The sequence below is a fragment of the Bacillus haynesii genome (genome assembly GCF_001969855.1).
In the GTDB taxonomy this organism is placed as follows: domain Bacteria; phylum Bacillota; class Bacilli; order Bacillales; family Bacillaceae; genus Bacillus; species Bacillus haynesii.
The window spans coordinates 188,579-210,219 of sequence record NZ_MRBL01000003.1 but is presented as its reverse complement, the minus strand read 5'-3'; the positions used below and the strand labels follow the sequence as shown (position 1 = coordinate 210,219).

The 21,641-nt window shown below is 48.1% G+C and carries 17 protein-coding genes; 9 read left to right on the top strand and 8 right to left on the bottom strand.

Annotation, left to right across the window (positions count from 1 at the left end; genetic code table 11):
• Positions 1 to 147: 147 nt before the first annotated feature.
• Complete coding sequence (locus BTA31_RS03120) at positions 148 to 1,599, top strand: MDR family MFS transporter (RefSeq protein ID WP_076788857.1); 1,452 nt, start codon at positions 148 to 150, stop codon at positions 1,597 to 1,599.
• A 40-nt stretch (positions 1,600 to 1,639) separates the two neighbouring features.
• Here the strand turns inward: BTA31_RS03120 and BTA31_RS03115 are convergent, their stop codons facing one another.
• The gene (locus BTA31_RS03115) at positions 1,640 to 2,479 is read right to left on the bottom strand and encodes an aldo/keto reductase (protein ID WP_076788856.1); all 840 of its coding nucleotides are present in this window, start codon (positions 2,477 to 2,479) and stop codon (positions 1,640 to 1,642) included.
• Positions 2,480 to 2,569: 90 nt separating this feature from the next.
• Positions 2,570 to 3,430: an ROK family protein gene (locus tag BTA31_RS03110; protein ID WP_076788855.1), complete on the bottom strand. Its 861-nt coding sequence runs from the start codon at positions 3,428 to 3,430 to the stop codon at positions 2,570 to 2,572.
• Between the two features lie 264 nt (positions 3,431 to 3,694).
• On the opposite strand from BTA31_RS03110, the gene BTA31_RS03105 reads away from it, so the two are divergent.
• Together BTA31_RS03105 and BTA31_RS03100 are read left to right on the top strand one after the other, a co-directional pair.
• Positions 3,695 to 4,819 (top strand): aminotransferase class V-fold PLP-dependent enzyme, encoded by a 1,125-nt coding sequence (locus BTA31_RS03105; RefSeq protein ID WP_076788854.1) that lies wholly within the window; start codon positions 3,695 to 3,697, stop codon positions 4,817 to 4,819.
• A gap of 77 nt (positions 4,820 to 4,896) precedes the next feature.
• Entirely contained in the window at positions 4,897 to 5,304 is a 408-nt protein-coding gene (locus BTA31_RS03100) for a DUF5412 domain-containing protein (protein ID WP_076788853.1), read from the top strand.
• A gap of 7 nt (positions 5,305 to 5,311) precedes the next feature.
• Here the strand turns inward: BTA31_RS03100 and helD are convergent, their stop codons facing one another.
• Together helD and BTA31_RS03090 are read right to left on the bottom strand one after the other, a co-directional pair.
• Positions 5,312 to 7,642, bottom strand: coding sequence for an RNA polymerase recycling motor HelD (gene helD / locus BTA31_RS03095; RefSeq protein ID WP_076788852.1), 2,331 nt, complete (start codon positions 7,640 to 7,642; stop codon positions 5,312 to 5,314).
• 179 nt (positions 7,643 to 7,821) lie between these two features.
• Positions 7,822 to 8,430: a trimeric intracellular cation channel family protein gene (locus BTA31_RS03090; RefSeq protein ID WP_076788851.1), complete on the bottom strand. Its 609-nt coding sequence runs from the start codon at positions 8,428 to 8,430 to the stop codon at positions 7,822 to 7,824.
• A gap of 124 nt (positions 8,431 to 8,554) precedes the next feature.
• On the opposite strand from BTA31_RS03090, the gene BTA31_RS03085 reads away from it, so the two are divergent.
• Positions 8,555 to 9,085, top strand: coding sequence for a GrpB family protein (locus BTA31_RS03085; protein ID WP_076788850.1), 531 nt, complete (start codon positions 8,555 to 8,557; stop codon positions 9,083 to 9,085).
• Positions 9,086 to 9,180: 95 nt separating this feature from the next.
• Here BTA31_RS03085 and BTA31_RS03080 read toward each other — a convergent pair whose 3' ends face one another.
• The 4 genes from BTA31_RS03080 to BTA31_RS03065 form a co-directional block, all read right to left on the bottom strand.
• Complete coding sequence (locus BTA31_RS03080) at positions 9,181 to 9,666, bottom strand: GNAT family N-acetyltransferase (RefSeq protein WP_076788849.1); 486 nt, start codon at positions 9,664 to 9,666, stop codon at positions 9,181 to 9,183.
• A 98-nt stretch (positions 9,667 to 9,764) separates the two neighbouring features.
• On the bottom strand, positions 9,765 to 10,178 hold the full coding sequence (locus BTA31_RS03075; RefSeq protein WP_003185211.1) for a disulfide oxidoreductase: 414 nt from the start codon (positions 10,176 to 10,178) through the stop codon (positions 9,765 to 9,767).
• Complete coding sequence (locus BTA31_RS03070) at positions 10,168 to 10,863, bottom strand: thioredoxin domain-containing protein (RefSeq protein WP_076788848.1); 696 nt, start codon at positions 10,861 to 10,863, stop codon at positions 10,168 to 10,170. Before BTA31_RS03070 ends, BTA31_RS03075 begins: the two co-directional genes overlap by 11 nt.
• Positions 10,864 to 10,988: 125 nt before the next feature.
• The gene (locus BTA31_RS03065; RefSeq protein ID WP_076788847.1) at positions 10,989 to 13,100 is read right to left on the bottom strand and encodes a heavy metal translocating P-type ATPase; all 2,112 of its coding nucleotides are present in this window, start codon (positions 13,098 to 13,100) and stop codon (positions 10,989 to 10,991) included.
• Between the two features lie 255 nt (positions 13,101 to 13,355).
• Between BTA31_RS03065 and BTA31_RS03060 the strand changes: the two genes are divergently transcribed.
• From BTA31_RS03060 to BTA31_RS03040, 5 genes are read left to right on the top strand one after another with little or no spacing between them, the layout of a single operon-like run.
• The gene (locus BTA31_RS03060) at positions 13,356 to 14,582 is read left to right on the top strand and encodes an ABC transporter substrate-binding protein (RefSeq protein WP_076788846.1); all 1,227 of its coding nucleotides are present in this window, start codon (positions 13,356 to 13,358) and stop codon (positions 14,580 to 14,582) included.
• A gap of 26 nt (positions 14,583 to 14,608) precedes the next feature.
• Positions 14,609 to 15,502 carry a carbohydrate ABC transporter permease gene (locus tag BTA31_RS03055; protein ID WP_076788845.1) on the top strand — a complete coding sequence of 298 codons (894 nt, stop codon included), beginning with the start codon at positions 14,609 to 14,611 and terminating at the stop codon, positions 15,500 to 15,502.
• Entirely contained in the window at positions 15,499 to 16,320 is an 822-nt protein-coding gene (locus BTA31_RS03050) for a carbohydrate ABC transporter permease (RefSeq protein ID WP_043927235.1), read from the top strand. The genes BTA31_RS03055 and BTA31_RS03050 overlap by 4 nt, the downstream gene beginning before the upstream one ends.
• A 21-nt stretch (positions 16,321 to 16,341) precedes the next feature.
• Positions 16,342 to 18,651 (top strand): alpha-xylosidase, encoded by a 2,310-nt coding sequence (gene yicI, locus BTA31_RS03045; protein ID WP_076788844.1) that lies wholly within the window; start codon positions 16,342 to 16,344, stop codon positions 18,649 to 18,651.
• A gap of 15 nt (positions 18,652 to 18,666) precedes the next feature.
• Complete coding sequence (locus tag BTA31_RS03040; RefSeq protein WP_076788843.1) at positions 18,667 to 21,609, top strand: glycoside hydrolase family 3 protein; 2,943 nt, start codon at positions 18,667 to 18,669, stop codon at positions 21,607 to 21,609.
• Positions 21,610 to 21,641 lie beyond the last annotated feature (32 nt).

The following is a 21,641-nucleotide window of genomic DNA, read 5'->3' as shown; positions in this document are numbered from 1 at the left end:
GGGACCGCTGGGTATTATATACCGAATGTTAAAAATGATCTTGCGGTTTTGCAGTTCCTTCGTTACCCTAAATGAAAAGAGAAGTTATTTCGAGTACCGATTATTTCATAAAGTGTTATAAAAAATGATAAATAAGAAGGTTTTAATATGAGTGAAACACAGCACAAGACAAATCAATTACCGATTGTTGCCGTCTTGATTATGGGGACGTTTATCGCCATTTTGAATCAGACGCTTTTGACGACGGCTCTGCCTCCGATCATGAGGGACTTAAACATTACGCCGGGGCTTGCCCAATGGCTGACGACCGTTTTTATGCTCGTGAATGGGATCATGATTCCAGTTACGGCTTTTTTAATTGAAAAATTCACAACGAGAAAGCTGTTCATGGCGGCAATGTCTTTATTTACGGCCGGGACGCTGATCTGCGCCTTGTCATTCAGCTTTCCGGCGCTGATTGCAGGACGCGTCGTGCAGGCGGCCGGTGCGGGCATTATGATGCCATTGATGCAGACGGTGCTTTTATTGATTTTCCCAAAGGAAAAACGCGGATCAGCGATGGGAATGGTCGGGCTTGTGATTGCCTTCGCTCCCGCTGTCGGACCGACCCTGTCAGGCTGGATCGTCGATCGCTATCCTTGGGAAGTATTGTTTTACCTGTTGCTTCCGTTCGCCGTTATCGACATGATTGCCGCACACTTTATTTTAAAAAATGTCACCGAACAGACATCACCTAAGATGGACGTTACTTCCATCATTTTGTCTTCGCTTGGCTTCGGCGGCATTCTGTACGGCTTCAGCAGCGCCGGTGTTGCCGGCTGGACGGGTGCGGACGTGCTGGCCGGCTTCGCCGTCGGCAGCGTTGCGCTGTTTTGGTTCATTTGGAGGCAGCTCCATTTGGAAGAACCGATTTTGGAATTCAGGGTATTTAAATATCCGATGTTTACCCTGGCGACGATTATCGGGATGGTCGTTTTTATGTCGATGATCGGAGCGGCGACGATCGTGCCGATGTATATGCAGGATATGCGCCATTTCACGGCGATGGAATCGGGGATGATGTTGTTTCCGGGAGCAGTAGTGATGGGGCTGATGTCTCCGATTACCGGAAGAATTTTTGACAAAATCGGCGCGCGGATCTTGAGCATCACCGGTTTGACGATGATCTTCGTGACCACATTGCTGTTAACCCATCTGACAAAGACGACGCCTTTTGCTTATTTGTCTATCGTCTATGCGATTCGGATGGTCGGCATGGGGATGGTGCTCATGCCTGTTACGACAGCCGGCTTGAACCAGCTCCCGCGCCATTTGATACCTCACGGAACGGCCATGAACAATACGATGAGACAGATGTCCGGATCGATCGGGACGGCTGTTCTCATCACCATCATGACACAGCGTGCGCTTACCGATCCTGCCGGTCCGTCTTCAGATACGGCGATGATTCACGGCGTCAATCTGGCGTTTATGACCGCGGCCGCATTGTCGGGAATCGGATTGGTTCTCTCATTCTTTATTAAGCAGCACCGACGCGGACGGCTTGACGGCAGCAGAAGAAAACAAGCGAAAGGCCGCTTGGCCATTCATGAGAAATAAAAAAATCCCGGGTGCATAAAAACCCGGGATTTTCTTATGGTTATTCGAATCCGTGAACCATTGTGTCAGGATCCGGACCGACGCGCTCATCTTTGTTAAGAGCGTTGATTTTTTCGACATCTTCCGCTGATAATTCAAAGTCAAAAATATCGGCATTTTCAATAATGCGGTGTTCTTTGATTGACTTCGGAATGGTGACGACTTCACTTTGCAAATCCCAGCGCAGGATGACTTGAGCGACGGATTTATTGTATTTGTTTGCGATATCAGTCAGCACCTGATCATCGAGGAGTTTTCCCTGCATGAGCGGAGACCATGCTTCCACCTGAATGCCCTGCTTTTTGCAGTAGTCCCTAAGCTCAGCCTGAGTCAGCCGCGGATGGAATTCAACCTGATTGACCATCGGTTTAATTTCCGCATCTTCCAATAAGCTTTCCAAATGGTGCACATTGAAGTTGCTGACGCCAATCGCTTTCACTCTGCCGTCTTTGTACAGCTTTTCAAGCGCGCGCCACGTATCTTTATATTTGTCTTTTCCAGGCCAATGAATCAAATATAAATCAAGGTAGTCAAGGCCGAGTTTTCGAAGGCTTTCATCAAAAGCCGCCAATGTTTTTTCATATCCCTGGTCACTGTTCCAAACCTTTGACGTGATGAAAAGCTCTTCGCGGGAAACGTCTGATTCTTTAATCCCTTTGCCGACGCCTTCTTCATTTTGATAGATAGCGGCTGTGTCAATGCTCCGGTATCCGTTTTTAATGGCTGCTTTCACAGATTCAACGACTTGGCTGCCTTCTTCCACTTTGAAAACTCCAAGTCCAAACCATGGCATTTTCACACCGTTATGTAATGTCACAGTGTCCTTTAAACTGCTTACCATTTTGAACGACCACCTTTCTTTTTTCTAGATGCTTTTTAAACGCACCGCTTTTATTATCTCACACTGGGTGGATTTTACAAAACAACTTGCTCATCCGGCTGCATGTGCCAAAGCGAGCGCTCCGGTGATTCCTTGATCGTCGCCGAGACCAGGCGGCACGATGTAGCCTTCAAGATCAGGCAGGTCGACATATCCGTTCATATATTCGGCAAGCTTTTTGCGTATCAGCGGGAACAGCTGCTGCTGCTTCATGACACCGCCGCCCATGATGATTTTTTCAGGGCACAGAATCAAAATATATTGCATGAGAGCCTGCGCTAAATAGTCGGCTTCAAGCTCCCAAACTTCCTCGTTTTCAGCCAAATCCTTGCCCTTTTTCCCCCATCGCTTTTCAAGCGCCGGACCCGATGCCATCCCTTCAAGGCAGTCCTTGTGATACGGACAGATTCCTTCAAACGTATCCTGCGGATGCCGTCTAATGAGAAGGTGACCCATTTCAGGATGGAGCGTGCTCTGCACGAGCCGGCCGCCGACAATCGCTCCTGCTCCAATTCCTGTGCCGACTGTAATATACAAGCAGCTTTCCAAGCCTTGCGCCGCTCCTTTCGTCAGCTCGCCAAGCGCGGCAGCGTTTACATCAGTCGTAAACGAAACCGGAATGCCGAGCCTTTTTTCCAATTCGGGAATAAACGGGTACCCCTTCCAGGCTAATTTCGGCGTATTGGTTATGTATCCGTAATCCTCTTTATCTTTTGCAACCGATATAGGTCCAAAAGAACCCACCCCCATTGATGTGAGCTGATATTTGCTGAAGAAATCGGTCAGCTTTCCAATGGTCTCCTCAGGCGTCTCCGTCGGGATCGTCATCCTGTCTATGATTTCTCCGTTTACTGTTCCAACTGCACAAACAAACTTTGTGCCTCCTGCTTCTATTGCACCGTAATGTTTCATCCTCTCGGCTCCTTTTCATCTGTTTGAACTGCTTTAATTGAATCATAAATCAGACAATGAAAGAAAGCAATCACACTGAACATGGATTCACCAGAGCATGGGGGCTTTGACGCCGTCGGAAGACTGCTTCCCGAAAATGTGGCAGTTTTTAAACAGCTGCCGCGTTAAAAACATTCCCTTAAAGAGACTTCTGACCGCTTTATCGCAACCGTGAAAAAGAGGTTTTTTAAAGCCCGGCACGAAGCTTTAATGAGGAGGGATATCATGAAGCATCCATTTCACAATTTCCGTTCTTTATTTCCGATATTGTCTGATCATGTTCACCTTGCCGCATGCTCCGGAAGCGCGCTGGCTCTGCCTGTTGCCAAAGCAGTTGATGAGTATCAGAACGGCCTTTTAACATCCGGCGCAGATTGGAAAGCGCATCTCGGCAAGATGGATGAGGCTAAGGAAAAATTCGCCCGGCTGATCGGTGCCGAAAAAGAAGAGATAGCCGTTTTGCCGTCAGTATCCGACGCTGTGGCTGCTGTGGCCGCTTCATTGCCGCAGCCGTTGCACCGAAGGCAGATCGTCTTCACGGATATCGATTTTCCTGCCGTCGGCCAAATTTGGCTTGCGCAAGACCGCTTCAAGGATCACCTCAACATCATTCAGAGCGAAGACGGAATGATTAACTTGGAACAATACGAAAAAGACGTTACCGATCAGACGCTCTTGACATGTGTACCCCATGCCGGCTATCGGAACGGGTTTAAGCAAGACGTCAAACAGATTGCCGAGATTGTTCATCAAAAAGGGTCGCTTTTATTCGTCGACGCCTATCAAACCGCCGGCCACATTCCGATTCATGTCAAAGACATGGATATCGACATCCTTGCGGCGGGGACTCGCAAATACATGCTCGGCATTCCCGGAACAGCTTTTTTGTATATGAAACGCGAACTTTGCGAACAATTTGAGCCAAAAACGGCCGGCTGGTTCGGAAGGAACACACCATTTGCCTTAGATTCAGGCTTTGCGGAAGGTGCGAAACGCTTCGAGTCGGGGACACCGGCATTTATCAGCATTTATGCGGCAGACGCGGCCTTGAAGCTGCTGCTCGAAGCAGAGCCCGACAGAATCGAGCCCTACCTGCGGCAGCTCGCGGCATTCTCTTTGCAATACGGTGCGGAAAAAGGCCTGAAGATCACAGGCCCCAAGACCGTACATAACAGAACAAGCCTGATCTCAGTGTATGCCGAAGAGGCGGGCCGTATTGAATCCCTCTTGCGGGAAAAACATATCATCGTCTCAGCGCGAAACAACGTCATCAGAATAGCTCCGCATTTTTACAACACAAAGGAGGAAATCGGGTTTGTGATCGATGAGATCGCGGCACTCTTGGGCTAAGCCGGCTTCAAAATAGACAGAATGCGATTTTTTCCTTAAACTATAAAAAAACAATTTTCATCAAGGAATGAGACAAATTGGAGCTTTATATTGACGGATTAAAAGAGCAGAGGAAGCCTTCGCGCCGAAAAATTTTGTTTGCCGTTTTGGCTGTTTTGCTTGCGTCCGGGATTACCATCGGATATATCGTGTATACGCATTTTTACTCAATGAATCATCTGCCGAAAGGAAATTGGTTTCAGTCTTCAGCTTCGCCGAATCAAGCATACAACCTGAATTTGTACAGAGTAAATAAAGGCGGGGGAACCAACTCCCCTTCCGTCAGAGGGGAATTGACAACGGTTGCCACCGGTGAACGAAAGAATATCTATTGGGGATACGAAGAAGAACGTGCCAAAATTGAATGGCAAGACAAATACCATGTGTCCATCAACAACAACGTGCTGGACGTCAGAACGGATATATATGACGGAAGAAGAGAGTGATCCAGCGTCACTCTCTTTTCGTGTACATATCATTTGAAACACCGTTTAAAAAGTGCGTTTCCTTTCCAAGAGAAAAGAGATGGAGCTCATGCATCGCCCTTGTGCACGCCGTATAAAATAAAGTCCGCTCTCTTTCCTTTTTGTATTGCTTTTCAGAAGCGTCATAAATGACGACGGCATCAAATTCGATCCCTTTCGCCAAATAGACGGGAATGACGACCACGCCTTTTTGAAACGTTCTCGTTTCTTTATCGATCAGTTTAAGCTCTGCATGCTGCTGAAGATGCTGGAACGCATCCCTGCATTCCCGGACTGTTTTACAGATGACTGCAATCGTCTCAAGTCCTTCTTTTTGAAGGGCGGTCATAAGGGAAGCCATCTCTTTATGGTGTGCATGAGGATCGGCTGATATTGTCAAAGTCGGTTTTTGACCGTTCCTGTTAAAAGCTTCGATCTCTTCGCCCCCTTCGATGATGCGCTTTGTCAATTCAACAATTTCTTTCGTCGACCTGTAGCTGCGCTTCAAGGTGATGATCTCCGTTTTTTCGCCTTCAAACACGCCTCCTGATAGAAGCGTCTTGTCGTGATAGGCATGGGCAAGAATCGCCTGGTTTAAGTCTCCCAGCATCGTGATGCTGCACGCGGGAAACAAGCTCTCCAAAAAAGCAAGCTGAAAAGGCGTGTAATCCTGGGCTTCATCAATGAATAAATGGCGGATTGCCGTGTTTTTTTCCCCGCCTTTCAGCTGGTTTTTCATATATAAAAAAGGGACGGCATCTTCATACAGCAGCTTCTCAAAACGAAAGCTTTTCTGAGTGAATGTGCAAATGCTTTGCCAGTCATCAGGGCGCGTTTGCGGGGTAAAGCGTCCGGAAAAAAGCTGAAGGTATGTTCCTTTAAAATCAATAAAGCCGAACGCTTTTACCGCTTGCTTGAGCGGTTTGAACTCCCTTTCGGCAATGATGGCGGCGAGGAGGTTTCGCTCCCTTTCATAATCGTCAAACGTATTCTCCGTAAAGCGCTGTTCCTCCTGAAGACGTTTATAAGCCTTTAAGTATTCCCCTTTATCCAGCAACTCGCTTTCTTCGATGACCCAGTCTTTTTTTCTTTCCTGGCGTTCATATTTGTTTAGCAGCTGTAACAGCCATTTTCCCGTTTGTTCAATCCGGTTGGACAGCGTGTCTGAATGATCAAGGGCCGCGAAAAATTCCCGTATCTGACCGCTTGTGATGATCCTTTTTCCGCGAAAGGCGATATGTTTAAACACCAGGTGTCCTTTTGCCAAATATTTGACGTAATCATCGATGATGCCTTTGAAAGCCAGACTGGATTTCAATTCAATCGATTTCATCCGGATGCGCTGCTCCTCACCGTCTGAAGCGGTTAAACAATATTCGAGCTGATCGAACGGAGTCTCGCATGATACCTGCTTTCCTAGGCGACGCGCCACAAATTCCTGGAACGTCGTCTGCTGGATGTTTTCCTCTCCGAGCTCAGGCAGAACATTGGCGACATAGCTGTTAAAAAGCAGGTTTGGAGAGAATAGCAGCATCTGGCTCGACTCGATCTGCCCGCGGCCGCGGTACAGCAAATATGCGGCCCGCTGCAATGCCGCCGACGTTTTTCCGCTCCCAGCCGCTCCCCGAACAATTAAAAAACGGCTCTTTTCGTTCCGAATGATCTGATTCTGTTCTTTTTGAATCGTCGCGACGATGCTTTTCATCTGGATATCGGCCTGCTGCCCCAGCACTTCCTGAAGGACTTCATCCCCAATCGCCATATCCGTATTAAACATCGCTTTCAGCTGTCCGTTTTTGAAGAGAAATTGCCTTTTCAGCTCAATCGTTCCCCTGACCGTCTCGTCCGGAACTTCGTATTGAGCCGCGCCGGGTCCATAGTTGTAGAAAAGACTGGAAATCGGCGCTCTCCAATCATAAATCAAAAACCGCTCTTCTTTTTCATCCATTAAAGAGGCGAGTCCGATGTAGACGGATTCAGCGTTTTCTTCGCCGTCCTCCAAAAAATCTACGCGGCCGAAATAAGGCGACTCTTTCACTTTTAACAGGTTTTTCAACTGGCTGTAAAACTGCTTATGGCTCCTTTCCCTTTCAGCCAAAACTTCAGCCTGCTGTTTAATGCTAAAAAATGTTTCAACCGCTTCATTTTCATCGGCCAAGTTTACGGTGACATCACTCCAAAAATGTTTCCGTAAATCGATGATATCCTCCTTCAATCCGCCGGTCTTTCCCTTTAGAGAATGAAGCTTCTGATCCAATTCCTTTAAAACAAGCCGGATTCGTTTTTCCTCTTCCAGCCATTCCTGACCGTTTTTCTGCACGCTGACCACTCCCTAAAAAGATTTGACATTGAAAAAGATTCATGATAAAATAAAAATGGATAAAATTATAATAATTGAAATTTTATGTTAAAATACACTTCATCTTATCATATAATCTTAGGTCAAATCAATATAAAAAGCCGATTTTTCAATCAACGAAAAATCGGCTTTTTTTCTATTCAGCTGTGGGACCGCAGCGAACGGTTCGGCAGCTTCCAGTTGAACATGTACGAACATACACGGCATGCGACCAGCAAAGCAAACAGGATATACAATGTGAGCGGCTTCTCCGCCCAGCCCATGCCGATAATGAATCCGCCCAAAGCGGCCCAAACGGCGTAAATCTCCGTTTTCAGCACAAGCGGCTTTCTTCCGGCCAGAAGGTCCCGGATCATTCCGCCGCCGCTTCCTGTTAAGACCGCCGCAACGATCACCGCGCTGACCGGATGGTTCATGTGAACGGCATAAAGCGCTCCTTGTATCGCAAATGCGGCAAGACCGATCGCGTCTGAAAAGCTCCCCCAGGTGCTCCAATGCTTTAACAGAAGCTTCGGAAACAAAAAAACGATCGTGATCGAGACAAGAGCGATTAGAAACAGACTCCCCTGCTCCCACAAGGCGGACACCGGAACTCCGATGAGCAGGTTTCTGATCGCCCCTCCGCCGAACGCCGTCACAATCCCCAATATATAAACTCCTAAAATATCATACTCTTCTTCCATTGCAACGATCGCTCCGCTGATCGCAAAAGCAACGGTTCCGATGATGCTCAACACTTCCCATGCCATCTAAGATGTCCTCCATACGAAACTTCAATCTTTTTGATTTTATAACTTCTCCAACCTTTAAATCAACCCTCTTTGAATCAAAATATCTTATAATATAAAAAGACGTTTTTAAAGGGGCGGAAACATGGAACAGGAGATCATCATCGAAAAAGCGAAAGCCCAGTGGGCGCACGAATTTGAAGCTGAAAAACAGCGGCTCACGGATGTCCTCGGAAAAAAAGTTCTCGCTATTGAACACATTGGCAGCACCTCTGTTCCCGGCCTTGCAGCAAAACCGGTGCTCGATCTGATCGCCGGCGTCAACAGTCTCAGCGAAGCTTCAGCATGGATCGAACCGCTTCAGCAGCTCGGTTATGAACATGTATTTCACGAAGGTTTCCCGGCCAGGCGCTTTTTTCGAAAAGGAATGTGGAGGGCAGGCACACACCATCTGCATGTATACGTTTTTCAAAGCGAAGAATGGAAAAATCAGCTGAGATTCCGAAATTATTTAAGAAAGCATTCCGTCGAGCGGCAAAAATATGAAACATTGAAAAAAACCTTGGCGAGGCGTTTTCCATATGACCGCACCTCCTACACAAAAGGAAAAGAATCGTTCATCACAGCCGTGATTGAGAAAGCAAAACATTTGGAAAGGAGCGGCCCGGCATGCTGAAAAAGACAAAACATAAATTGCTTACAATAGCCATCGCCTTTATTATGGCGGTTTTGTTATACTACTATGTCCAAATCACGAAGTGAAAGCTGGTATTATACGTGCAAGGCCATTCGGACTGTTTTGAGGATATGCCCTTCAAAATCTTCATCATATTCGGAGACATCCTCAAAACCCTTCGCCTTGTAAAAGTTTTTTCCGGTGCGGTTTTCTTTTTCAACCTCTACAAAGATCTTTTTCACTCCCTCCAAATGGTTTATCCCCTCTTCCAGTAATGCGGTTCCGATCCCTTTTCCTTGGTATTCCGGAGCTAAATAAATGGCCGCGAGATAGGCTTCCCCTCCTTCTCTGACAAAAGAGTAGTTGGCAAAGCCGACGATTTTTCCCTCCGCTTCTGAAACGAGCATTAACGAGTGTTGCAAACGCTGCTGCATGCTCTCATCATTGTACGCTTTCTGCAAGAATTGCTCTTGAATATCGAAAGGGATGATCCCTTCATACGTATGATTCCAGCTTGTTTTGGCAATCGTCTGTACTTGACGGATATCTTGCTTTTTCATTTTACGAATCTTAAACTCCACCTACATCCTCCCTCTCATCTATTTGATAATTTCCAAATATTATAACATTTATTCTATTGAACATATAAAAAAAAGAGCATTGTCAGACAATGCTCTTTTTACTCGTCTTTCCCCTTGAGAAAGCACATAAAAATGATAATCAAAATAAATGCAATAAGGGCGAGAAACGGAATCGTGATGAAACCGAACCAATTGATATACTGCCCTGAGCAAGGCACTCCTGTGACACACGGTTTAATGCCGTTGAATCCGGGAATTTTTTGTTCCATGTAATGCATCAGGGAAATGCCTGCGCCGATCACCGCCATCGGCAGCACGTATTTTTTCACGCGGGCATCGCCCTGAAATGTCGCAATTCCGAGGATCAGCACGAGCGGATACATCATAATCCGCTGATACCAGCACAGTTCGCAAGGAATGAATTTACGGATTTCGCTGAAGTACAAGCTGCCTAGCGTCGCCGTTAATGAGACGATCCAGGCGCCGTACAGAAAAAGCAGTTTATTTTTCATCAGACTGGCCTTTCAGCTCTTTCTCGATCGTTTCTTTGATTTTGTCATAATCAAACGGTTTGTCGATTTTTATACCGTTGACAAAGATCGTCGGCGTCGAGTCTACACTGTATTTGCTGATGAGCGAATTGTCCGTTTTTAATTGCTCAGCGAACGTTTTGTCATTCAAGCTGCTGACAAGTTTATCGCGTTTGATTTTCGTATTCGCTTCCGTGATGTCCGCCAATTTTGCCGGCGTCGCCCACTCGTTTTCCATCGTGTCATTGTCAGGCTGTGCTTTGTACAGTGCTTCATGGAATTTCCAGAATGAATCCGGATCTTCCTTCCATACTTGCTCGGAAGCGAGGGCACTCAATTCAGAGCCTCTGCCGTGCTGTTCATTGACGAAGTTAATATATGCAAAATTAACTTGATCTTTATCGATGTAATCCTTTTTCAAATCCGGAAAGACGGTCTCAGTCCACTGTTTGCAGCTGGGGCACTTGTAATCTCCGAATTCGGTGATCGTTACAGTCGCATCTTTGTTGCCAAGAAGCGGCTGTCCTTCAGTTGAAGGCTTGTCATCAAAGGTTTGCGAAGCATTTTGGGTTTGATTGTTGATTACGACAAGTGCGCCGATCAGAAAAACGACCAAGACTGTCATAATCACTGCAAATTTCATCGGTGACTGCTGTTTCTTCTTCACTTAGACACCTCATTATTTTTATTTTTTAGTATACCAGTTTGATAACCTCTTTCATTTTAACAAGACAAGCCACATTCGTGAAGATGCTAAAAAAGGAATTTCCAGTTCATTAGGTGGTAAAAAAGTTACATTTCCTTCACTTTTAAAACCCTCATCGCATTTAAAACGGCCAGAAGGGTAACACCGACGTCTGAAAAGACGGCTTCCCACATCGTTGCGATGCCAAAAGCACCCAGGATGAGAAAAACACCTTTAACACCGAGCGCAAAGATAATATTCTGCCAGACAATCGTTCTCGTCCGCTTGGCAATATTAATGGCTTCTGCAATTTTTGAAGGCTGATCCGTCATGATCACAATATCAGCCGCTTCGACTGCTGCATCAGAGCCGAGACCTCCCATGGCAACACCGATATCCGCTCTCGCCAAGACCGGCGTATCGTTGATGCCGTCTCCTGCGAAAAGCAGTTTTTCTTTTGGAAGCTTTTGCTTGTCAAATGCTTCAATGCGGTCCACTTTGTGCTGCGGAAGAAGCTCTGCATGCACTTCATCAATGGACAGTTCCGCGCCGACCGCCTCGCCGGTTTCTTTCGCGTCGCCCGTCAGCATCACCGTTTTTTTAATACCCGCTTTTTTCAAAGCAGAGATCGCACGCTTGGCATCCTCTTTGATTTCATCTGCGATGACAATCGAGCCGATAAACGTATCGCCGGCGGCTACATAAACAACGGTTCCGATTTCGCCTTCCTCTTGATACTGTATACCGGCTTTCTTCATGAGCTTGGCATTGCCGGCCAAAATGACGGCTCCGTCTACAACCGCTCTGACGCCGAAGCCGGCCGTCTCACTGTAATCCTTGATGCGATCCGCTTGGACTTCCTTCCCGTATGCTTCCCGGATCGACTCGGCGATCGGGTGGCCTGAGAAATGTTCGGCAAGCGCCGCATATTCAAGCAGTTCATCTTCTTTGACAGGGCCTGCCGGCGACAGCTTAACAACGGCAAATTCGCCTTTTGTTAAAGTGCCTGTCTTGTCAAAAACGGCGTATTTGACATCATTCAGCGCTTCTAAATAATTGCCGCCTTTCACAAGTATACCTGCTTTTGACGCCGCTCCGATGCCGCCGAAAAAGCCGAGCGGAATGGAAACGACGAGCGCGCACGGACAAGAAATGACCAAAAAGACGAGGGCGCGGTACACCCAATCCGACAGCATGGCGCCGGAAATGATCAGCGGCGGGACAAAAGCGAGAAGAAGCGCGACTATGACAACAAAAGGTGTGTAGTACTTGGCGAATTTGGTGATAAAATTCTCTGTTTTCGCTTTTCTGCTGCTGGCATTTTGGACGAGGTCAAGAATCTTTGAAACGGTTGATTCACTGTATTCTTTGTCCACTTCTACTTCAAGCACGCCGTTTTTGTTGACAAATCCGCTCAGCACCTCTTCGCCTGGCGCGGCTTCTCGCGGAACGGATTCTCCGGTTAATGCGGACGTATCGACAAGCGATTTGCCTGCCCGCACTTTGCCGTCAAGCGGCACTTTCTCTCCGGGCTTGACGATGATGCCATCGCCCGCTTTGACCTCATCGGGAGATACTTTGACCGTACCGCCTTCTGTTTGAAGATTGGCATAATCGGGACGGATGTCCATCAAATCGCTGATCGATTTCCGGGAGCGGCTGACCGCGGCTCCCTGGAACAGCTCGCCTATTTGATAGAACAGCATAACCGCTACACCTTCGGGATACTGCTGAATGATAAAAGCACCCAGAGTGGCGATCGTCATTAAAAAGTGCTCATCAAAAACCCGGCCGCGAAAGATGTTTTTGACGGCCCTTAATACGACATCACCGCCGATGATGAGATAAGCAAGGAAAAAGAGAAGCCACTCAGCTGCGGTACCGCCGGGAAGCAGAAAGCCCGCCGCTCCGAGAACGGTTCCTGCAGCTAGTCTTGCAACCGTTTTTTTAAAGCGTCCATCGCCTGCGGATGGAGCCTGTTTTGTCCCTTCCTTCAACGTCACATTGACGTGCGGTTCGATCTCGGTTACTTTTTTCTTTATTTTTGAAGGAATGTCTTCGCCGCTGTTTTGGTCGACTTTGACAGTCAGCGTGCTTGTAGCAAAATTGACCGAACAAGCTTCAATCCCCTTCATACCGGCTATCTCATGCTCGATTTTTTGTGCGCAATTGCCGCAGTCGAGGCCGTTTAACGTGTATTCCTGCTTCACCTTTTCCATCTCTCTCACCTTTCTTTTTCAGCGCCGGGCTTTATTTTATATATGAGCATATACGCATATATTATATACCCTTATTATATGCTTCATCCGAAAAATGTGTCAATCGATCTTTGTTCTCATACGCATCAGGGCTGTTTCCGTGTTTACCCTGCTTTTCGCTTGTGCAAAACTCTGCTGGCATATCGGAAGCGATGCCCAAATATACTTAGTTTAGCTACTAAACTAACAAGCTTTTTTCATAAGGAGTGAGCGTTTTTGAAAAAATCGTCTCTGATGGTCATCTGCCTCGCCTTTCTTCTCGTTTTTTCGGCAGGCTGCAAAAGCGGCAACGACGCCGGCACCGGCGCAAAGCATGCGGAAGAAATAAAAGTCTGGGATTACTTCACCGGCAAGCAGCAGGCTCTTTATCATGAACTTGTCGAACAGTACAATCGGTCTCAGGACCGGTACAAAGTCGTAACGGAGTACATTCCTTTTAATGAAGTGAAAAAGCAGCTGTCTGTCGGGGCAGCCGGCAATGCCATGCCTGACGCCGTTTTCCTTGACAATGTCGACAATGCCTCATTCGCCGCCATGGGCGTGCTCGAAGATTTGACGGAGAAAATCGATCAATGGGGGCAGGCTGACCAGTTTTATGAGGGGCCGCTATCATCAGCCGTATATGAAGAGAAGTACTACGGCATCCCTTTCGCAAGCAACGCGCTTGCCTTGTTTTACAACAAAGACCTCTTGAAGGATGCAGGGATTTCCGAGCCGCCTGAAACGTGGAGCGACCTGAAAAAAGCAGCGAAAAAAACGAGCAAAGGCCAAACGAAAGGATTTGCCCTGTCAGCCGTCAAATCAGAGGAAAGCGCTTTTCAATTTTATCCGTTTCTTTTGTCTTCCGAAGCAGATCTAAAACAGCTGAATTCAAAAGAAGCAGCCTCTTCCCTGCAGTTTTTAACGGATCTGGTCAAAGAAGGCGCAATGAGCAAGGAAGTGTTAAACGCCACTCAGGATGATCTAGCCAGACAGTTTGCAGCAGGACAGCTCGCCATGATGATCAACGGCTCCTGGAATATTGAACGCCTGAAAGAAACCGGGCACTTAAATTACGGAATTACCTATATCCCGAAAGATCAAACATTCGCTTCCGCCCTCGGCGGGGAAAATATTGCGGCCGTTAAGGGAAAAAACACCGATGGTGCCTGGGATTTTATCACTTGGCTGATCGATCCGGAGCGGCTCGAAACGCTGACAGCGGAAACAGGTGTATTCCCGCCGCGTAGGGATTTGCTCGAATCATCCAGCCATTGGAAAACAGATGACAATTTAAAAGCCTTCATTCCGATCATGGAGATCGCATCAGCCCGCGGCCCTTCGAAAGACTGGCCGAAAATTTCGGAAGCTTTGCAGACGGCCCTGCAGGAAGCATTGAGCGAAAGCAAAACGCCGAAAGAAGCGCTGGATGAGGCCGCACAAAAAATCAGCGCCTTAAACTAGCTTTAAGCGCACGAAGGAGTTTTGACATGTTCAGAACCATCGTCCGTAAATGGGAGGGGTACTTCTATTTGTTTCCGGCAGTTCTTTTTATGCTTGCTCTTATCGGTTATCCTCTCATCTACAATATGATTCTCAGCTTTCAAAACGTGTCGCTTACAAATATAGCCTCACAGGATATCAGCTTTATAGGAATCGACAATTATGAGCGGCTTGCCCAGGATAAAGTATTTTGGGCATCTTTAAAAAACACGCTGCTTTACACGGCCGGAAGCGTCGTTTTTCAGTTTGCAATCGGCTTTTTGCTCGCTTTGTTTTTCAGCATGAAGTTCCGGCTTGCCCCGTTTCTCAGGGGATTGATGATGGTGAGCTGGCTCATTCCGCTGACGGTTACGGCGCTTTTATTCAAGTTTATGATGGCTTCAAACGAAGGCGTGTTCAATCAGCTCCTCCTATCATGGGGAATGATCGACAATCCAATTCCCTGGCTGTCAGACCCGAATATTGCCATCTGGTCCGTTATCATCGCCAACATCTGGGTCGGTATTCCCTTTAACATGCTGCTCATTTCTGCCGGACTCAGCTCCCTTCCGGAAGACGTCTATGAAAGCGCAAGCCTTGACGGCGCCAATGCTTTTCAGAAATTCATTCATCTGACACTGCCTTTATTGCGGCCGGTGATCACTGTCGTCATGATGCTCGGCTTCATTTATACGTTCAAAGTGTTCGACCTTGTGTTTGTGATGACTGGAGGCGGCCCGGTGCACGCAACTGAAGTCCTGTCAACCGTCAGCTACCGCTACTCCTTTGACGAATTTCAATTCAGCATGGGAGCAGCAAGCGCCAATGTCCTGTTTTTTATTCTTCTTTTTGTCAGTCTTGTCTATTTGCGGCTGATCAAAAAAGATGAGGTGATGTCATGAAAACGAAGCAAAAGGAATGGCTCTTTAACATCATTGGCGTCCTCATTACGGCCGGCTTTTTATTCCCCGTTTACTGGATGATCGCCACGGCTTTCAAAAGCGATGCAGAATTGTTTAAAACACCGCCTTTATTATGGCCTGAGTCATTCCGGACGGCCGGTTTTGAAGCTGTGTTCACTTCAGGCATCGCCGGATACTTTTTGAACAGCCTGCTGATTTCCGGGGCGGCTGCCGTCATTGTTCTCATATTGGCCGTTCCTTCAGCTTACGGCTTGGCGCGCTTTCGGATCAAGGGCAAAAAAATGTTCATTTTACTGTTTCTCATCACGCAAATGCTGCCTGCCACCGTTGTTTTGACCCCGCTGTTTATCGCCTTTAATCAACTGAACATATTAAATACGTACATCGGACCGATTTTGACGGGGGCAACGCTTGGTGTTCCTTTTTCGGTTTTAATGCTCAGAACCTTTTTTCTCGGAATCCCCAAGGATCTTGAGGATGCGGCCAAAATCGACGGCTGCAGCCGTTTTACCGCATTCATCCGCATCATTTTGCCTATCAGCGGACCCGGGATTGCCGTCAGCGGAGCGGTTTCCTTCTTTTTCACATGGGGAGATTTGATTTACAGCATGACATTCAACCGAAATCAGGAGCTGTGGCCGCTGACGGCCGGCATTTACAATGTGATCAGCCAATACGGAATCCAGTGGAATGATCTGATGGCATTTGCCGTTTTATCGGTTCTGCCTGTCATCATCATTTTTATACTGCTTCAAAAGCAGCTTGTGAAAGGACTTATCAGCGGATCCATCAAGTAAAAAGAAAGGGTGCTTTCGATCATGAAATTTTCAGACGGCTACTGGCTGACGCGCGAAGGATATCACATCAACACGCCAAAAGAAGCCTACGACCGAAGGATTGATCAGCAATCATTGACTGTATACGGGCCTGTCAAAGCGATTCAAAAGCGCGGGGACACGCTGGACACCCGCATGCTCACCGTCAGATTTTCGAGTCCCCTTGAAGACGTGATCCGTGTGCAAGTGTTCCATTTTCAAGGGGAAACGCCTCGGAAACCCGACTTTCAGCTGCATATGACAGACGTTGAACCGGTCATCTCCGAACACGATGATGCGTTGACCTTCCAAAGCGGCGGTCTGTGCGTCGAAGTGAGCAAAAACGGTTGGGGCTACCATTTTTCACGTGATGGACAGAGCCTGACCGCAAGCGAATCGAACAGCCTCGCCTATATCACGAGCGATGACGGGCGCACCTTTATGAGGGAACAGCTCAACATCGGAGTCGGCGAATTGATCTACGGCCTCGGCGAGCGTTTTACGGCATTCGTGAAAAACGGCCAAACCGTAGACATCTGGAATCAGGACGGCGGAACAAGCACGGAGCAGGCGTATAAAAATGTGCCGTTCTATTTGTCAAACAAGGGGTACGGTGTTTTTGTCAATCATCCCGAGCTCGTCTCATATGAAATCGGTTCTGAAGTCGTATCCAAAGCGCAGTTTTCGGTCGAAGGAGAATCGCTTGACTATTTTGTCATCAGCGGCGCCGAACCAAAAGATGTTTTGAAACGCTATGCGGCGTTAACGGGAAAACCGGCGCTTCCCCCGGCCTGGTCTTTCGGCCTCTGGCTGTCAACATCGTTCACAACCGACTATTCTGAGGAGACCGTGACCCGCTTCATCGACGGAATGACTGAACGCGGCATCCCGCTCAGCGTGTTTCATTTTGACTGCTTCTGGATGAAAGAATTTGAATGGTGCAACTTCGAATGGGATGAACGATTTTTTAAGCAGCCTGAAGCCATGCTCAGCCGCCTGAAAGAAAAAGGCCTGAAAATATGCGTCTGGATCAATCCTTATATCGCTCAAAAATCGAAGCTTTTTCAGGAAGGAAAAGAAAACGGCTACTTCTTAAAAAACAGCCGGGGGGATGTGTGGCAGTGGGACCGGTGGCAGGCCGGAATGGCAATCGTCGACTTCACCAATAAAAAAGCGCGTGACTGGTATTGTTCAAAGCTTGAAAGCCTGCTCGACATGGGGGTTGACTGCTTTAAGACCGATTTCGGAGAACGGATTCCGAGAGACGCGGTCTACTTTGATGGATCAGACCCCGAGAGAATGCACAATTATTATTCTTTTTTATACAACAAAACCGTATTTGACCTGTTGAAGCAAAAGCGCGGCGAACGGGAAGCAGTCGTGTTTGCAAGATCGGCGACGGCCGGCGGCCAGCAATTTCCCGTACACTGGGGCGGGGATTGTTTTGCCAGCTATGATTCAATGGCTGAAAGCCTTCGCGGCGGCCTGTCACTTTCCCTTTCAGGCTTCGGCTTCTGGAGCCACGATATCGGCGGATTTGAAAGCACGGCAACAGCCGATTTGTATAAGCGCTGGACCGCATTCGGCCTCTTGTCGACGCACAGCCGCCTGCACGGGAGCGAATCATACCGCGTTCCGTGGCTGTTTGACGAAGAAGCAGCCGATGTCATGCGGTATTTTGTCAAACTGAAGCACAGGCTGATGCCTTATTTGTACGCCTCTGCATATGAAGCGCACGCTGAAGGCATTCCGATGATGCGGGCGATGCTCCTCGAATTTCCAGGGGACAACACTTGCCACTGGCTTGACAGACAGTACATGCTCGGCGGAAGGCTGCTCGTTGCTCCCGTTTTTCAGGAAGACGGCGCTGTCCGTTATTATTTGCCAAAAGGCATCTGGACACACCTTTTGACGGGAAAAGAGACGGAAGGCGGAGAATGGAAAGAAGAACAGTACGGTTATATGGGGCTTCCCCTATTCGTCAGGGAAAACACGCTGCTGCCGCTCGGGCAGGAATCCGGGCGACCTGATTATGATTATCTCGACGATGTGACGTTCTGCCTTTACCAATTAAAAGACGGCTGCTCAGCCGAACAGACGATTTACAATGAAAAGTGCGAAGCAATGACAGTCAGAGCTTCACGGCATCAAAATACGATTACCGTGAAAACAACAGGCGTCCAAAAGAAATGGAAGCTGCTCATCCGCGGTCTTTCTGTTACCTCGGTTATTAATGGAGCAGCGGAAGCGCTTCAGGAGGGAACAGCGATTCAGCCAAAAGAAAAAGAACGGGATGTCTTCATTTTTTTCTAAAAAGGAGTGATCAGGATGCTGAAAACGGTCCGCATCATCATGTTGGCTGCAATGTGCACGATCCTTTCCGCCGCCGCTTTCAATCCGCCGCCCGCCGCCGCTAAAACTCAGGCTGATAAATATGAGTATCCCTTTCAAGATCCCGGTCTCCCTGTAAAAAAAAGGGTCAGCGACTTGCTTTCACGGCTGACCCTTGAGGAAAAAGTGTCACTGATGCATCAATATCAGCCCGCCATTCCCCGGCTGGATATTCACGCTTTTAAAACGGGCACAGAAGCGCTTCACGGCGTCGCCTGGCTTGGGGAAGCGACCGTTTTCCCGCAGGCTGTCGGGCTCGCGCACACATGGGACCGCTCTTTGATCAAACAAATCGGCTCGGCGGTCGGTGATGAAGTCCGCGGCTTCCACCACCTTGATCCTGCGGCAAACGGCGTCAACGTCTGGGCGCCGGTCGTCGATCTGCTGCGTGATCCAAGGTGGGGAAGAAATGAAGAGGGCTATTCCGAAGACCCTTTTTTAACCGGGGAAATAGCAACCGCCTATGCCTCAGGTTTAAGGGGCGATCATCCCTTCTATTTGAAAACAGTTCCAACCTTAAAGCATTTTCTTGGCTATAACAACGAAACAGACCGGGGATTCAGCTCCTCAAGCATTGATCCCAGGAACATGCGCGAGTATTATTTGAAGCCCTTCGAAACGGCAATTTCCGCAAAAGCCGCATACAGTCTGATGCCAGCCTACAATTCTGTCAACGATAAACCGGCCATTTTGAGCCCGCTGCTCAACAGCACAGTTAAACGAAAATGGGCCGGAGACGATTTCTTCATCGTCAGCGATGCCTTTGATCCTTCAGGAATCGTCAATGACCACAAGTATTATGACAGACACGAAAAAGCGCATGCCCATGCGGTAAAAGCCGGCATTGACAACTTTACGGATCAGGGAGAAAATCCCGAGCTGACGAAAAACGCCTTAACCGGCGCCTTAAAGCAAGGCCTTATTTCTGAAAAAGACCTCGATCAAGCCTTGGCCAACACGTTCAGCATCCGTTTTCGCACGGGCGAATTCGATCCGGACGAACTCAATCCGTACAGCCGCCTGACAGATGACGTCATCAACAGTCCAAAGCATCAGCAGCTGGCGAAAAAAGCGGCTGAAAAAGCCATCGTTTTACTGAAAAACGACCGGGATCTGCTTCCCTTTAATGCCCGGAAGCATGAAAGCATTGCAGTCATCGGCCCGTTCGGAAATACGCTTTACGAAGATTGGTACAGCGGAACGATGCCATATCGGAAAACCCCGCTTGACGGAATCGCGGACAAAATCGGCAAAGACCGCGTCTCCTTTGCCGAAGGTCTGGAACAATGCGGCTTCAAATCCGCGCTGACCGGAAAGTTTGTAACTGCAGGCCGGGACGGCAAACAACCGCTTACAGCAGCGGCTGATAAGCTTGAGAAAAGCGCGGCATTCGATGCGGCGGATTGGGGAGAAAGCATCTTCACCCTCCGCGCCCAAGCGAACGGTCTCTATGTCTCGCTTCAGGATGACGACCGGCTGATCGCTGATCAGAAACAGCCGAACGGCTGGACCGTCAAAGAAACTTTTCAGTTTGAACAGCAGTCTGACGGGACATTTGCCATCAAAAATACGGCAAACGGCAAATATCTCACCGCCGGTAAAGACGGGACGTTAACAGCCGCCGCCGAAAAGCCGGCAACTACAGCGGAAAAGTTTTCAAAGACGATCATCAAGAGCGGTACGGATGAAGCGGTTCGGCTGGCAAAAGCCGCGGACAAAGCCGTCTTGTTTGTCGGCAACAATCCTTACATCAACGGCCGGGAAACCGAAGACCGGAAAGACATTACACTCCCTCCGGCCCAGGAAAATCTGCTGAAAGCTGTTTCTAAAGCCAATCCAAATACGGTGCTTGTCGTAACGAGCAGCTATCCGTTCGCTCTCAACTGGGCAAAAGCGCACATTCCTGCGATCATATATTCCGCTCACGGAGGCCAGGAGGCGGGAAGCGCATTGGCGGACATTCTCTTTGGAGATGAAAATCCGGGCGGACGGCTGACGCAAACTTGGCACACCTCAGTCAAAGAACTGCCGGATATGATGAATTACGATATCATCAAAGGGAAAAGAACCTATAAATATTTCGATGGCAGGCCGCTGTATCCGTTCGGCCACGGGTTATCCTATACAGCGTTCCGCTACAGCGGTTTAAACGTTTCCTCTGACAGCATCAAAAAAGACGGATCTGTCACGATCAGCGTCAACGTCACCAATACAGGCGGAAGAAAAGGGGATGAAGTCGTTCAGCTCTATACTTCTCCACTATTTAAAACGCGTGTTAAACAACCGAATCTGGACCTGAAAGATTTTCAGCGGGTTGAGCTGGCACCGAAAGAAACGAAAACCGTGACATTCAAGCTGAAACAGACAGACCTTGCCTTTTGGGATGTGACGAGAGAAACATTTGCCGTTGAAAGAGGGACTTACAAAATATCGGTCGGCAGCTCGTCGGCGGACATCCGCAAGACAAAGCGGATTTTCGTCCAGGGTGACACGATTCGGGAACGGAACTTGCGCCGGCAGACAAACGCTGAAAACTACGACGACTACAAAGGCGTGCTCATCACCGAAGAATCCAAATACGGCGGCGATGCGGTAAAAAACAGTACAACAAACGCGTGGATCGCCTTCCATGATGTCCGCTTCAAAGGCGAAAAAAGGATAAAAGCAAAGGTTGCAAGCAGCGGCGGCGGCGAAATCGGCATCTTCCTCGACCATCCTCAAAAAGGAAAGCAAATCGGTTCGTTAAAAGTGCCTGACACATCCGGATTGCAAAACTGGAAAACAGTAAAAGTTTCCGTCCGCAAATCGGCAGGCCCCCACCGCGTCTATTTTGTCTTTAAAGGGAAAGTTGCAATCGATGCGTTTCAATTTGAACGATAAACCGGCAAAGAAGAAATTTTTTTAAAGCCATG

Excerpts from the sequence above, each read along its gene's own strand:
- BTA31_RS03065 (WP_076788847.1), bottom strand. The coding sequence starts at position 13,100 with ATGGAAAAGGTGAAGCAGGAATACACGTTAAACGGCCTCGACTGCGGC.
- BTA31_RS03110 (WP_076788855.1), bottom strand. The coding sequence starts at position 3,430 with ATGAAACATTACGGTGCAATAGAAGCAGGAGGCACAAAGTTTGTTTGT.
- yicI (WP_076788844.1), top strand. The coding sequence starts at position 16,342 with ATGAAATTTTCAGACGGCTACTGGCTGACGCGCGAAGGATATCACATC.
- BTA31_RS03055 (WP_076788845.1), top strand. The coding sequence starts at position 14,609 with ATGTTCAGAACCATCGTCCGTAAATGGGAGGGGTACTTCTATTTGTTT.
- BTA31_RS03040 (WP_076788843.1), top strand. The coding sequence starts at position 18,667 with ATGCTGAAAACGGTCCGCATCATCATGTTGGCTGCAATGTGCACGATC.
- BTA31_RS03105 (WP_076788854.1), top strand. The coding sequence starts at position 3,695 with ATGAAGCATCCATTTCACAATTTCCGTTCTTTATTTCCGATATTGTCT.
- BTA31_RS03120 (WP_076788857.1), top strand. The coding sequence starts at position 148 with ATGAGTGAAACACAGCACAAGACAAATCAATTACCGATTGTTGCCGTC.
- BTA31_RS03115 (WP_076788856.1), bottom strand. The coding sequence starts at position 2,479 with ATGGTAAGCAGTTTAAAGGACACTGTGACATTACATAACGGTGTGAAA.
- BTA31_RS03085 (WP_076788850.1), top strand. The coding sequence starts at position 8,555 with ATGGAACAGGAGATCATCATCGAAAAAGCGAAAGCCCAGTGGGCGCAC.
- BTA31_RS03090 (WP_076788851.1), bottom strand. The coding sequence starts at position 8,430 with ATGGCATGGGAAGTGTTGAGCATCATCGGAACCGTTGCTTTTGCGATC.
- BTA31_RS03075 (WP_003185211.1), bottom strand. The coding sequence starts at position 10,178 with ATGAAAAATAAACTGCTTTTTCTGTACGGCGCCTGGATCGTCTCATTA.
- BTA31_RS03050 (WP_043927235.1), top strand. The coding sequence starts at position 15,499 with ATGAAAACGAAGCAAAAGGAATGGCTCTTTAACATCATTGGCGTCCTC.